The following is a 13075-nucleotide window of genomic DNA, read 5'->3' on the forward strand; positions in this document are numbered from 1 at the left end:
GTTCCCAGCGGTGTTCCGTCATGATTCGCATCCATTGAGCAAAAGGCGCAGCGGCGCCAGCAGGTCGCTCGCCAGCATGCCGCGTTCGCCGCCGTGCTGTGCGGCCAGATCGCCCGCCCTAGCGTGCAGTCCCACGCCCAGGCACGCCGCCTGCCAGGCGTCGCAGCCTTGTGCCCGTAGCGCCGCCACCATGCCGGTCAGCAGGTCGCCCATGCCACCGGAAGCCATGCCTGGGTTACCCCACGGACAAACCGCCACGCGCCCAGCCGGATCGGCCACCAGGCTGCCCGCCCCCTTGAGCACCACGACGGCGTCGTAGCGGCGAGCCAGTTGGCGCACGGCGGCGAATCGATCTTTCGCGATGGCGGCGGTATCGCAGCCCAGCAAGCGGGCCGCTTCGCCTGGATGCGGGGTCAGCACCGCCGCACCACCCAAGGTGCGCGGCTCACGTGCCAGCAGGTTCAGGCCATCCGCATCGAGCACCAGGGGTTTGCCCGCGTCCAGTGCGGTGAGCCACAACGCATGCCCCCAGGCGCCCTGGCCCAAACCAGGCCCCACCGCCAGCACGGTCGCCCGTTGCAGCAGCGGCTCCAGCGCCTGCGGGCCATTCACGTCGTGCGCCATCAGTTCCGGGCGCGCGCTGTTGAGCGCCACCAGGTGTTCGCTACGGGTCGCCACGCTGACCAGTCCGGCACCGGCGCGCAATGCCGCCTCGCCGCACAGGCGGATAGCGCCGGCCGTGCCGTGGTCGCCACCAATGGCGAGCACGTGGCCGTTGTCGCCCTTATGCGCCTGGCGCGGTCGCGGGGGTAGCGTCCAGGCGTGCATTCGTTGCGCATCTGCGGGGGTGTTGAGCCAGAGCGACTCGGGCAGGCCCAGTGCATCCAGCTCGAGCTCTCCCACGTAGCCCGGTGCTTGCCCGGTAACGAGACCACGCTTGAGCGCGATGAAACTCACCGTGACATCCGCATGGACCGCCTCGCCCGGCACCTCGCCCGTGTCGGCATTCACGCCGCTTGGCACATCGAGCGCCAGCACAGGCTGTCCGCCGGCACGCATGTGCTGCACCAACCGCGCCACCTCCGGCGCAAGGGCGCGCGTGAGCCCCGTACCGAACAACGCATCCACCTGCACATCGGCCAACGGGAGTTCCCGTGCGCCATGCCAAAGCTGCACCCGGCCGCCCGCACTCTCAAAGGCCTGCCGTGCGCGTACTGCGTCATCGCCATGGCTCTCACCCAACGCCACGACCTCCACCTGCATACCCGCCTCGCGGGCGAGCAGGGCCAGCAAAAAACCATCGCCACCGTTGTTGCCCGGCCCGCAATACACCGCCAGGCGATGCGCCTGTGGCCAGTGCCTGCGTAGAGACACCAATGCGGCGGCGGCCGCGCGCTCCATCAATGCATAACCGGGAATACCCAGCGTAGTGATGGCGTAACGATCCAGCGCCCGTACCTGGTCGACGGAATAGAGCTGATGGCGAAGAAGGCGAGCAGTCATACGGCGAATTATAGGCATGCCACGCCGAGCTACCGTGCACCAGGAGGTGCGCTATGCAATGGCGTGTGGCTGCCACGCTGTCCCTTGAGGATGGTCTGGCCTGCCCGCAACGCTCCGCGCCTGCGTGGCACCAATCGGAACGTTGCCAGCGCCTACAATAGAGCCCATGCGCGCCTCGCCTGCCGACATCGACTACGCCACGCTCGCCCAGGACATCAAACACTGGGCGCGCGAACTCGGCTTTGCCGACGCAGGCATAGCGGGCGTCGATCTGGGCGAGGACGAGGAACACCTCAAGCGCTGGCTGGCCGAAGGCCATCATGGCGAAATGGACTATATGGCGCGCCACGGCGACAAGCGCAGCCGACCGGCCGAACTGGAACCGGGCACGGTGCGCGTAGTCACGGTGCGCATGGACTACATCCCTCCCGGCACCCGTAATGCGTGGCAGGTGCTGGAGGATCCCGCGGCCGGCTACGTGGCCCGCTATGCGCTGGGCCGCGATTACCACAAGCTGATGCGCAATCGCTTGCAGAAGCTGGCCGAGCGTATCCAGGCCAGCATCGGTGACTTCGGTTACCGCGCCTTTGTCGATTCAGCCCCCGTGCTGGAGAAGGCACTCGCGCGTAACGCAGGGCTAGGCTGGATCGGTAAACACACCGTATTGATCCATCGCCGCGCAGGGTCCTATTTTTTCCTCGGAGAGCTGTATACCGACCTGCCGCTGCCGCTGGATACGCCCGCCAGTGCGCACTGCGGCAGTTGCCGGCGCTGCATCGATATCTGCCCCACGCAGGCGATCATCGCGCCGTACAAGCTCGATGCGCGGCGCTGCATTTCCTATCTCACCATCGAGTTGCGCGGCAGCATTCCCGAAGAGCTACGCGAGCCCATCGGCAACCGCATCTTCGGCTGCGATGATTGTCAGTTGATCTGTCCCTGGAACAAATTCGCCCAGGACGCCACCGAGCCCGATTTCGCCCCACGCCACCGCCTGGACGGCGCACGATTGGTGGACCTGTTTGGCTGGAGCGAGCAGGAGTTTCTGCAACGCACGGAAGGCATGGCGATTCGACGCACCGGCTATGAAGGCTGGCTGCGCAACATCGCCGTTGCACTGGGCAATGCGCCCCACTCCGTCGACGTACGCGAAGCGCTACTGGCACGCGCTGAACACCCCTCCGCCATCGTGCGCGAGCACGTGACCTGGGCATTGGCACGGCATCCGGCCTGAGCGCCGGGAACAACGACCCGAACCGTCGTTCCCGCTAAGCGAGCGTGAGGAAAGCGAACGCCTTTGCGGCTTCCCTCACCCACGAATTACCCGCAGGCACGAAGCGCGAACGGGACACCCTTCGCGCGCGCCGCGACGGTCAGCGCTCGTGTTCGCCCTGAGCCTGGCGGCGCTGATGAATCACTTCGATGAGCGCGCGCGTCGCTGAATCGAACGCGGTGGTGTCGGGGGCGCTGCCGTCCAGCGCGGGCAAGATCTGGCGGGCAATCGACTTGCCCAACTCCACACCCCATTGATCGAAGGCATTGATGTCCCACAGGTGGCCGAGCATGAACACCTTGTGCTCGTACAAGGCGATCAGGGCGCCCAGGGTTTCCGGGGTCAGCGCATCCAGCAGAAGCACGGTGCTGGGACGGTCGCCCGGGAAGGTGCGCTGCGCAGCCAGCACGCGACGTTCCTCTTCGGTGCCCAGCGTGGCTTCGGCCAAGGCCTCGTCAAACGTCTTGCCCAGGGCCAACGCAGCCGCCTGCGCGAGCAGGTTGGACAGCAGGGCATCGTGGTTCTCGGCAAGATGGTGCGCGGGCTTGACCACGCCAATGAATTCAAGCGGCACCACATCGGTACCCTGGTGCAGCGACTGGAAGTACGCATGCTGCGCATTGGTACCCACGCTGCCCCACACCACCGGCGAGGTGGCCTGCGCCACGGCGGCGCCCCGCGCGGTGACCTGCTTGCCCAGGCTCTCCATCTCCAACTGCTGCAGGTACGAAGTGAGATCGGTGAGCAGATCCGCATACGGCACCACGGCGCGACTGGCACGCCCGTGCACGTTGCGGTTCCACACCTCGACCAGGCTCAACAGCACCGGCAGGTTCTCCTGCCAGGGCGCCATGCGGAAATGATCGTCGATAAGGGCCGCGCCCTTGAGCAGGGCGTGGAAGTGGTAGCTGCCCACGGCCAGCGCCAGTGAGAGCCCCACGGCGGACCACAACGAAAATCGACCGCCCACGAAGTCCCACATGGGATAAACCTGTGCGGCAGGCACGCCCCATTTTTCCGCGGCTGCCACGTTGGCGCTCACTGCCAGGAAATGACGCGACACCGCCGAGGCATCACCGCCATAGGCGCGACTGATCCAGTCACGCATGACGTTGCCATTGAGCAACGTTTCCTGCGTGGTAAAGGTTTTGGACACCACCACGACCAGCGTGCGCTTGGGGTCAAGCTGCTGCATCAGCTCATAAGCTGACTGGCCGTCCACATTGGTGAGGAAGTGGCTGCGCAGACCAGGCACGTGATACGGCGCCAGCGCGCGAACGGCCAGGCGCGGCCCCAGATCGGAGCCGCCGATGCCGATATTGACCACATCCGTGATGCCCGGCGCGATACCAAAAGCGGAGGCATCGCCCAGCCCCACGGCATGCACCAAGGCATCGATGCGACGCAGCGCCCCGTCGATTTCCTTCAGCACCTCGGCCGGCGCGGGCGATGGCAAGCTGGAGCCATTGGCGCGCAGCGCCGTATGCAGCACCGCACGCTGCTCGGACGTATTGATGGGCGCACCGGCGAACATGGCGTCACGCGCAGCCTGCCAACCGCTGGCCTCCACATGGGCGCCAAGCGCCTCCAGGGCGGCGGCATCGAGCTTCTGGCGGCTGAGGTCCAGCAGGATCGGCCCTACCCGGTGACGCAGCTGGTTGCCGCGAGCGGCGTCCTTCAGCAGTTCACGCAGGTGAGTACCTGCGAGACGGTCAGCGTGATCGGCCAGGACGGAAGTGCGGCGCTCGTGCGACATGGGTACTCATGCGTGGCGGGAGGGAACGCCGATCTTACGCAGCTCCCGCATCAACACGCCAGCAGATTGTTGCACCGCAACCGAGCCCCGCCTTGAAGGCAGGGCCGGCGATTTCAGGCCGCTGCCATCTGCTTGGGGATGGCGCGGTTGGTGTGCGAGATGCCGTTGTTGGCATCCACGTACACCAGGGTGGGCTGGAACTGCTCCACCTCGGCTTCGGACATCTGCGCGAAGGCCGCGATGATGATCAGATCGCCCGGCTGTGCGCGGTGCGCGGCGCTGCCATTCACCGAGATGATGCCGGAGCCTTCTTCCGCACGCAGCGCGTAGGTAACGAAGCGCTTGCCGTTATTGATGTTCCACGCATGGATCTGCTCGTACTCGCGAATGCCGGAGGCATCGAGCAACAAGCCGTCGATGGCAATGGAGCCTTCGTAATGGAGCTCGGCGTGAGTCACCGTGGCACGGTGGATCTTGCACTTGAGCATATTCAGGTTCATGACTTCAGTTTCCGGCAGGTACAGCCCGCGTAGCTCGCCATTATCCGACCGGGGAACGTCGCATCGCAACATGACCCCGGCCGGGCATTCAGACGGCCCCAAATATGGGGGCGCTCAGTCGAACAGCAAGTTATCGATCAGGCGGGTGCTGCCCAGGCGGGCCGCGATCAGCGCCACCAAGCCCTCGCGCTCGCCTTCCACGGGCTCGGACAGGTCTTCCGCGCGGCGGATGGCGACGTAGTCCGGCTCAAAACCGGCTCGAAGCAGCTTGGAGGTTGCCGCCTGTTCCGCCACCGTACGGGCGTGGCCCTTGGCAATCAGGTCGCGCACCTGTTGCAAGGTGGCATAGATCTGGCTGGCCAGCGCGCGCTGCTCGGCCGACAGGTACTGGTTACGTGAGCTCAGGGCCAGCCCGTCCTCCGCGCGCAGGGTGGGCGCCGCCATGATCTTCACCGGCAACGAGAGGTCGCGCACCATGCGCTCGATCACCTTCAACTGCTGGAAATCCTTCTGGCCAAAGACCGCCAGATCCGGCTGCACCAGGTTGAACAGCTTGCACACCACGGTGGCTACACCGTCGAAATGACCGGGGCGATGCGCGCCCTCCAGCGTCTCGGTGAGCTGGGGCACATGGATGCTGACGCTGCCGGCGGCACCGAACGGATACATGGTGGCCACTTCCGGGGCGAACAACAGGTCGCAATCCTGCTCGGCCAGGCCCACCTGATCCTGCAACAGGGTGCGCGGATAGCGCGCAAAATCCTCGTTCGGGCCAAACTGGGTGGGATTGACGAACACACTGGCCACCACGCGATCGGCACGGTCGCGCGCCAGCTTGATCAGCGAATGGTGACCGGCGTGCAGGTTGCCCATGGTGGGCACGAAACCCACCGTCTGGCCCTGGCTGCGCCAACCTCGGATCACGGCACGTAGCGCCGCGGCGTCTTGCACTGTCTGCATGATTGCTTAGCTCGGTCGCGTCAGTCGAAACAATGTTCGGGTGCCGGGAAGATGCCCTTGCGCACATCCTCGGCGTAGGCCGCGATCGCCGCGGCCACAGAGTCGCGTCCTGCGAGGAAATCCTTGCTGAACTTCGGGCGCTTGCCCGGAGTAATGCCCAGCATGTCGTGAATCACCAGTACCTGACCGTCGCAGTGCGGACCGGCGCCGATGCCAATGGTGGGAATGGAAACCGTGCGCGTGATGCGCTCGCCCAAGGCCGTGGGAATGCCTTCCAGCACCAGCAACGATGCGCCCGCCGCCTCCACCGCCTTGGCTTGCGCCACGAGCTGCTCGGCCGCCTCCTGCTCGCGCCCCTGGATGCGGAAGCCGCCAAACTTGTGCACCGACTGTGGCGTCAGGCCCAAATGCGCGCACACCGGAATCACCCGTTCCACCAGGGCTGTGATGATTTCAAGGACATGCGGCGCCGCGCCTTCGATCTTCACCATGGCCGCCCCGCCCTCGCCCACCAGGCGAGCACCGGCTTCCAGTGCGTGCGGCACGTCGCGATCAGCCATAAACGGCAAATCGGCCACCAGCAGGGTGGCGGACAAACCGCGCGCCACCAGGCTGGTGTGATAGACCATGTGATCGAGTGTCACCGGCAAGGTGCTGGCGTGCCCCTGGATAACCATGCCCAGCGAGTCGCCCACCAAAGCCACATCCACGCCGGCCAGCTCCAGCTGTGCGGCAAAACTGGCGTCGTACGCGGTGAGCATGACAATGCGGCGGCCATCGGCCTTCATCGCGCGCAGCGACGGTACGGTGACCGCCTTGCGCGTGGGTGCGTTCGCTTTCTGCGCGTACACGACGATTTCCTAGAACGGAAGCAAGCGCGCATTATCCCGCGCGGAACGTGAAGGGCTCAAGGCAGGCGTTCGATGCCGGCGATATCCAGCGCCGCCAACAAGTCGGCCACCCGACCCTGACCCGGCAACCGCAAGTCGGGCGCCAGGTCGAACAACGGCAATACGACAAAGGCGCGCTCGTGGATGCGCGGATGCGGCAACTGCAGGCGCTCGTCATCCAGCGACACGCCCTGCATATGCAGCACATCCAGATCCAGCGTGCGCGGCCCCCAGCGTTGACCATCGCGTATACGGCCTGCCGCGCGCTCGACCGCCAGCAGCTGATCGAGCAGTTCGTGCGGAGGCAGCGCGGTCTCCAGTTGGGCGGCCGCGTTGACGAAGGGAGGCTGATCGAGCACGCCCCACGGCGGTGTGAGGTACAACGCCGAGCGCGCCACCAGGCGCGTGCCCGGCAAGCGTGCCAGCGCCTCGAAGGCTCCCAGCACCTGGGCTCGCGCATCGCCTAGGTTGCTGCCTAACGCAACGTACGCTTCGGTCACGCCGGATCCGAATGATGACCCGACTTGCCCGCGGGCTTGCGACGGCGGCGCTTGCGCGGCTTGGTCGCCGCGACGGACACCACCTCACCCGGCGCACCCGCCGGGGCGCTGCCCGAAAGCGCACCCGCCAGCGTCTCCGGCGGCAACTGCTGCGCATGCGCCCACCATTGACCCAACTCGCGGATTGCAGGCGATTCGGCCGCACGCAGCAACAGGAAATCAAAAGCGGCACGGAAACGCGGATGCGCCATCAGGCGGAACACGCGCTTGCGCTGTACCTGCTCAAAGCGCGGCTGCAATGCCCAGATTTCTTCCATCGTGAGGGTAAAGCGGCGCGGAATCGCCACGCGCTGACACTGCTCGGCCACCACCTGCGTCACGGCACGTTCCCACGCCGCGTTCGCGTCCATGCCACGGGTGGTCAGGGTGTGCGCCAAGTCGCGAACCTCGCCCCACAACAACACGGCGAACAGGAAAGCCGGCGTCACCGACTTGCCCTCGGACACGCGCGCATCGGTGTTGGCCAAACCCTGCTCGATCAGCGTACGCAACGCCTTGTCGCCACGCTTGAGCGCACGCGCGGTGGCGGGAAACAGGTACTTGAGCAGACCGGTCTGTTCGAGCATGTGGAAGCTCTTGAGACCATGACCGGCCAGGAACATCTTGAGGGATTCGTCGAACAGGCGCGCGGGCGCCGCATCCGACAGCAACGGCCCCAGTTCGTCGAAGGGAGCCGAAGCAGCGGCGTCGATACGGAAATTGAGCTTGGCCGCGAGGCGCACCGCACGCAGCATGCGCACGGGGTCTTCGCGATAGCGGGTATCCGGATCGCCGATCAGATGCAGCACGCGGTCTTCCACGTCCTGCACGCCGCCGACATAGTCTCGCACCGAGAAATCGCTGATGTCGTAATAGAGCGCGTTAACGCGGAAGTCGCGCCGAATGGCGTCTTCCTCGATGGTGCCCCATACGTTGTCGCGCACGATGCGGCCATCGACGATATGGCGATCGCCCTCGCCGGTTTCCTCGCCGGTGCCGCGGAAGGTGGCGACCTCGATGATCTCCGGGCCGTACACCACGTGCACCAGGCGGAAGCGGCGACCTATCAGGCGGGAATTGCGGAAGAGCTTTTTCACCTCATCCGGTGTCGCGTTGGTGGCCACGTCGAAATCCTTGGGATGGCCTCCCAACAACAGGTCGCGCACAGCGCCGCCCACCAGGTACCCCTGGTAGCCCGCCTCATTGAGGCGGTAAAGCACGCGCAAAGCGGCTTTGCTGATGTTCTTGCGCGAAATCACATGCTGCTCGCGCGGAATGATCCGCAGGGCAGGCGTGGCAGTAGTCCTTGCGTCGTGACTCAAGCGGTTTGGATCCTTGCGGCGCGTGGCGCCATTCAAAGCATCAATCGCGGCGCCTAGCGCTGCGTCCACTCCCGCCATTAGCCCAGCGGGCCGGCGGGATGTTCCGCGCCGCGAGACAAAATACATCCCTGGGCATTGCCGGGCGAAACAATTTCGCTATACTAGCGCGCTCCGGTGCATTTCGCTCCCTTCGTCTAGTGGCCTAGGACACCGCCCTCTCAAGGCGGGAACACGAGTTCGAACCTCGTAGGGAGCGCCACTTCCGGCCTGGCACGGGCCATGCCCTTCTGAACAGGCACGCGTTAGCATGACTTTTGTCGTAACCGACAACTGCATCAAGTGCAAATACACCGATTGCGTCGAGGTTTGCCCTGTCGATGCTTTCCACGAAGGTCCCAATTTCCTCGTGATCAATCCGGACGAGTGCATTGACTGCACCCTATGTGAGCCGGAGTGCCCGATCAATGCCATCTACCCCGAGGACGACGTCCCCGCTGGCCAGGAGTCGTTCGTGGCGCTGAATGCGGACCTGGCCAAGAGCTGGCCGGTGATCACCGAGCGCAAGGACGCCCTGGCCGACGCCAAGGATTGGGAAAACAAGCCCAACAAGATCGACCTGCTGCAGCGCTGAGCGCCGCTGGGCGGCCCCGACACCCGGATCGCCTGACGCTTCACGCATAAAAAAACGCCGCCCAAGGGCGGCGTTTTTATTGATCCAAAGCCAGCTCAGTTGCCGCCGAGGCGACCCTTGAGGGTATCGACCACCTTGGCCACCGCTGCGGCGTCGCCCTGGGCGCGCACTTCGGAAGCCTGCGAGCCGCTGCCCGACACGGTGAGCTGAACCTGATGCGGCGCGGCACCCGGAGCGTCGGCGCCCTGCTTGGACTTACCGTTGAACATGCTGCTGAAGAAGCCTTTCTTCTGCGTCGGCTCATCGGAGGCCACCACACTCAGGGTGTAGTTGCGCGCGGCGTCGTCGTGAGCCAGCACCTGACCGATATCGCCATTTTCCAGCGCCTGACCGACGCGACGATAGGTGTTGTCCACCGTGTCGTTGATCACGAAGCCATCGGCGATCACGCCGCCGCTCTTGCCGACGCGGGCGGTAGCGCCGTTGGCGGTCGGGTTGTTGGCGCCCGGCTCCGGAATGACCAGCGCAGCGCTGGTGGACGGGGTATCCAGTCCGGGCGGGATTTCCAGCGGGGTTTCCTGTTTAGCGGTTTGCCAGGCCTTCTCCGAACGGAACATGCCGCAGCCGGAGAGCAACAAGGCAGACAAAGCCAGTACCGGCAGGGCTACGACAAGCGGGGATTTCTTCATGTAAGCAGATTCCGTAGGAGTATCAGTTGCCCGACAAACGTCAGGCCGCATTCGCCAAGGATGCCAGACCAGCCAGCGCTTCGGTCAATCGCGCCCGATCCGGCCCCTCTTCCAATTCCACCAAAGGCAGGCGCGGCGCCGCCGAACCCAGCCCCAGCGAAGGCAGGCCAGCCTTCACCGCGATCGGGTTGGGCGCGCAGTTGAGCGCCTGAACCAACGGCGCAAGCGCCGCATCACAACGCTGCGCCTCCGCCCGGTCGCCGGCCGTGGCCGCATCGCACAACATGCGAAACGCACGAGGCGCCAGATTGGCTACCACCGAGATAGTACCTGCACCGCCGGCCAGCATGGCCTTGGCCGCCGTACCGTCGTCACCGGACAGATAGACGAAATCCGGGCGCGCAAGTTCCGCGCAGGCCCGGATGCGCTCGTCCGAGCTCAAGGCTTCCTTGATACCGACGATGGCTGGATGGTCGCGCAGCAGCGCCACCGTCTCCGGCACCAGGTCGCAGGCCGTGCGGGTGGGCACGTTGTACAGCAGCACCGGCAAGCCACCGTGCTCGGCCACTTCCAGGTAATGGCGGCGCAGGCCCTCCTGGGTGGGTCGCACGTAGTACGGGGCCACCACCAGCGCGGCCTCCGCGCCCAGCGCCTTGGCGCGACGGGTCAGCGCCACGGTTTTGGCGGTGCCTGCCTCGCCAGTGCCGGCGATGACGGGAATGCGTCCAGCCACGCGCTCGACCGCAAAGGCCAGCAGGCGCTCGTATTCGTCATGCTCGAGCATGTGTGCTTCACCGGTCGAGCCGGCCACCACCACACCCTCGGTGCCGCTGTTGATCTGGTAATCGAGCAGGCGCCCGAAAGCTGCCAGATCGAGCGCGCCGTCCGCCGCGAAGGGCGTCACCAGCGCACAGATGCTTCCGCGAATGTTCAAGACCTGCTCCGGCCAAAATTCAAGCCCTGCATATTACTTGCGGCTTCCCGGGGGCGACAAGTAAGCTCGACCGATCAACCTTTCCCCCGCGAACCAGCGGGGCCACCACAGGTGGAACTCCTTGAACCGATCCTCCGCGCGCTCCGGCAGCGACAATCAACTGCTGATCCAGACGCTCACGCCCTCGCCTCGCACGCCACTGCTCACGCTAGCCAAACGGATCGCCGAGGCAGGCTGCAACCTGGCGGACGCCCGCGTGGCCTCGATCGGGGCCGACACCTCGCTGACCCTGCTGGCCACCGGTAGCTGGGATGCGGTGGCCAAGCTGGAAAGCGCGCTGACCAAGCTGGCCCGCGACGAGGACCTGCAACTGGTGCATTACCGCACGGGGCCGCGCGAACACCATTCGCACTTGCTGCCGTATCTGGTGGAAGTCATTTCGGCCGATCGCCCAGGCATCCTGGTCAAGATCATCGACTTCTTCGATCGCCGCGATATCGTGATCGAGCAGCTCAGCTCGCTGCGCTACCAGGCCATGCAGACGGGCGCGGACATGTTCCAGGCGCAGATCACCATCGGCATTCCCGCGGCCACGCATATTGCGGCCTTGCGCGATGATTTCCTCGAGTTCTGCGACGGGCTGAACCTCGACGCGATCATGGATCCGGTGAAGTTCTAAGGGCTGCGGCGGCCTGAACGCCAGCCCACCAAACATCTGGATTTTCGGGCCTTGCGCCCGGCCCTTGAGCATGCCCCGTGCACTTCGTGCGCGCAAGGGCTGTTATCCGGCGACGCACGCGCTAGTCTCTGTTCCCAGGCAGCACCGGAGCACACGCATGCAGCACGCGGAACGGGCAATACGCTACGCAGGGTACGCACCCTCCGTGCCCGCCGCCTCCCTCGCTGCCACGCCTCCCCCGATCACTCGCACGCAGCCGAAGCCGTCGATGGCTTCGCAGGAGAACCCATGCCCGAAGTTGGCAAAAAAGTCCCCAAACTCAACGGCCCCACGGGCGACGGCAGCGAGCTGAAGCTCGATAGCCTCAAAGGCCAGTGGGTGGTGGTGTACTTCTACCCGAAGGACAGCACTCCCGGTTGTACCAACGAAGCGAAGGATTTCCGCGACCTCTATCCCTCGTTCGTGAAGCGCCACGCGCAGATCATCGGTGTCTCGCGCGATTCGGTGAAATCGCACGCCAATTTCGCCACCAAGCAGGAACTGCCGTTCCCGCTCGTATCCGACCCCGATGAAACCTGGTGCCAGGCCTTCGACGTAATCCACGAGAAGGTGCTGTATGGAAAACGTCACATGGGTATCGTACGAAGTACCTTCCTGATCGATCCCGAAGGCAGGCTGGCCCAGGAATGGCGCAACGTGAAAATTCCCGGACACGTCCAGGCTGTGCTCGACGCCATCCCCGCCCAGTGACCGACCCCCGTCTCAACCGCCGCACCGCAACCTGCCCCATCGGGCGGCCCTGCGGTTCGCGGCCCGGTTTTCCGGCCGCTCTGGCCGGTACCCCGCGGCATGCCGCATGCCGCGGTTCTTCCACCTGGCACGCCCAAGAGGTTTCTTCCGTATGACCGGAAGCAAGCGCATCTACGCTCTCGACACCAATGTGTTGCTGCACGATCCGACCTCGCTGTTCCGCTTTGAAGAGCACGATGTCTTCATCCCCATGACGGTGCTGGAGGAACTGGACGAAAAGAAGAAAGGCGCTTCAGAAGTTTCGCGCAACGGCCGTCAGGTCAGCCGCTTCCTCAATGAGCTGATCGAACGCGGTAACGGCCACGGCATCAGCAACGGGCTGGAGCTGATCAGCCCGGAAGGAGTCAACCTCAAGCGCGGCTCGGCGGTGGGCCGGCTGTATTTCCAGCAACGCACCACCAATGGGCACGGCAAAGCCGACAACCTGATTCTCGCGGCGGTGATCGAGCTGCGCGACCAGAACCCCGATCGCGCGGTGGTGCTGGTCAGCAAGGACATCAACCTCCGCATCAAGGCCAAGATCTATGGCATCCATGCAGAGGACTACGAGAACGACCGCGCGCTGGATGACTTTGCGCTGCTCTATACC

Annotated in this window: 14 protein-coding genes and 1 tRNA gene; 6 read left to right on the forward strand and 9 right to left on the reverse strand. The window is 65.1% G+C overall.

The features are described 5' to 3' along the window. Positions 1–18: 18 nt before the first annotated feature. The gene (locus JHD67_RS19510) at positions 19–1503 is read right to left on the reverse strand and encodes an NAD(P)H-hydrate dehydratase (RefSeq protein WP_199100850.1); all 1485 of its coding nucleotides are present in this window, start codon (positions 1501–1503) and stop codon (positions 19–21) included. 166 nt (positions 1504–1669) lie between these two features. Here JHD67_RS19510 and queG point away from each other — a divergent pair, with 166 nt between their 5' ends. Further along, positions 1670–2737: a tRNA epoxyqueuosine(34) reductase QueG gene (queG, locus tag JHD67_RS19515; protein ID WP_199100851.1), complete on the forward strand. Its 1068-nt coding sequence runs from the start codon at positions 1670–1672 to the stop codon at positions 2735–2737. Between the two features lie 139 nt (positions 2738–2876). Here queG and pgi read toward each other — a convergent pair whose 3' ends face one another. The 6 genes from pgi to pcnB all read right to left on the reverse strand — a co-directional run bounded on the left by pgi (position 2877) and on the right by pcnB (position 8743). Then, complete coding sequence (gene pgi / locus JHD67_RS19520; RefSeq protein WP_199100852.1) at positions 2877–4532, reverse strand: glucose-6-phosphate isomerase; 1656 nt, start codon at positions 4530–4532, stop codon at positions 2877–2879. Positions 4533–4645: 113 nt separating this feature from the next. Then, positions 4646–5032: an aspartate 1-decarboxylase gene (gene panD, locus JHD67_RS19525; RefSeq protein WP_199100853.1), complete on the reverse strand. Its 387-nt coding sequence runs from the start codon at positions 5030–5032 to the stop codon at positions 4646–4648. A 114-nt stretch (positions 5033–5146) separates the two neighbouring features. Further along, positions 5147–5992, reverse strand: coding sequence for a pantoate--beta-alanine ligase (panC, locus tag JHD67_RS19530; RefSeq protein ID WP_199100854.1), 846 nt, complete (start codon positions 5990–5992; stop codon positions 5147–5149). A gap of 20 nt (positions 5993–6012) precedes the next feature. Next, the gene (gene panB, locus JHD67_RS19535; RefSeq protein ID WP_199100855.1) at positions 6013–6843 is read right to left on the reverse strand and encodes a 3-methyl-2-oxobutanoate hydroxymethyltransferase; all 831 of its coding nucleotides are present in this window, start codon (positions 6841–6843) and stop codon (positions 6013–6015) included. Positions 6844–6899: 56 nt separating this feature from the next. Beyond that, positions 6900–7382 carry a 2-amino-4-hydroxy-6-hydroxymethyldihydropteridine diphosphokinase gene (folK, locus tag JHD67_RS19540; RefSeq protein WP_199100856.1) on the reverse strand — a complete coding sequence of 161 codons (483 nt, stop codon included), beginning with the start codon at positions 7380–7382 and terminating at the stop codon, positions 6900–6902. Further along, positions 7379–8743 carry a polynucleotide adenylyltransferase PcnB gene (gene pcnB / locus JHD67_RS19545; protein WP_199100857.1) on the reverse strand — a complete coding sequence of 455 codons (1365 nt, stop codon included), beginning with the start codon at positions 8741–8743 and terminating at the stop codon, positions 7379–7381. The genes folK and pcnB overlap by 4 nt, the downstream gene beginning before the upstream one ends. A gap of 183 nt (positions 8744–8926) precedes the next feature. On the opposite strand from pcnB, the gene JHD67_RS19550 reads away from it, so the two are divergent. Continuing rightward, a tRNA-Glu gene (locus tag JHD67_RS19550) sits at positions 8927–9002 on the forward strand. Between the two features lie 48 nt (positions 9003–9050). Then, positions 9051–9374 carry a ferredoxin FdxA gene (gene fdxA, locus JHD67_RS19555; RefSeq protein ID WP_199100858.1) on the forward strand — a complete coding sequence of 108 codons (324 nt, stop codon included), beginning with the start codon at positions 9051–9053 and terminating at the stop codon, positions 9372–9374. A gap of 95 nt (positions 9375–9469) precedes the next feature. On the opposite strand, the gene JHD67_RS19560 is transcribed toward fdxA, so the two are convergent. Both JHD67_RS19560 and dapA read right to left on the reverse strand, forming a co-directional pair. Then, on the reverse strand, positions 9470–10063 hold the full coding sequence (locus tag JHD67_RS19560) for a hypothetical protein (RefSeq protein ID WP_199100859.1): 594 nt from the start codon (positions 10061–10063) through the stop codon (positions 9470–9472). 40 nt (positions 10064–10103) lie between these two features. Then, positions 10104–10997 carry a 4-hydroxy-tetrahydrodipicolinate synthase gene (gene dapA, locus JHD67_RS19565; protein WP_199100860.1) on the reverse strand — a complete coding sequence of 298 codons (894 nt, stop codon included), beginning with the start codon at positions 10995–10997 and terminating at the stop codon, positions 10104–10106. Positions 10998–11070: 73 nt separating this feature from the next. On the opposite strand from dapA, the gene JHD67_RS19570 reads away from it, so the two are divergent. From JHD67_RS19570 to JHD67_RS19580, 3 genes are all read left to right on the forward strand, one after another. Next, positions 11071–11676 carry a glycine cleavage system protein R gene (locus JHD67_RS19570; protein ID WP_343214402.1) on the forward strand — a complete coding sequence of 202 codons (606 nt, stop codon included), beginning with the start codon at positions 11071–11073 and terminating at the stop codon, positions 11674–11676. Positions 11677–11964: 288 nt separating this feature from the next. Further along, on the forward strand, positions 11965–12426 hold the full coding sequence (locus tag JHD67_RS19575) for a peroxiredoxin (RefSeq protein WP_199100862.1): 462 nt from the start codon (positions 11965–11967) through the stop codon (positions 12424–12426). Positions 12427–12577: 151 nt separating this feature from the next. Further along, positions 12578–13075, forward strand: a 498-nt coding sequence (locus JHD67_RS19580; RefSeq protein ID WP_233172105.1) for a PIN domain-containing protein, incomplete at its 3' end; no start/stop codon positions are given.

Origin of the sequence: Dyella sp. ASV21 (genome assembly GCF_016428975.1) — a bacterium.
Classification (GTDB): domain Bacteria; phylum Pseudomonadota; class Gammaproteobacteria; order Xanthomonadales; family Rhodanobacteraceae; genus Dyella.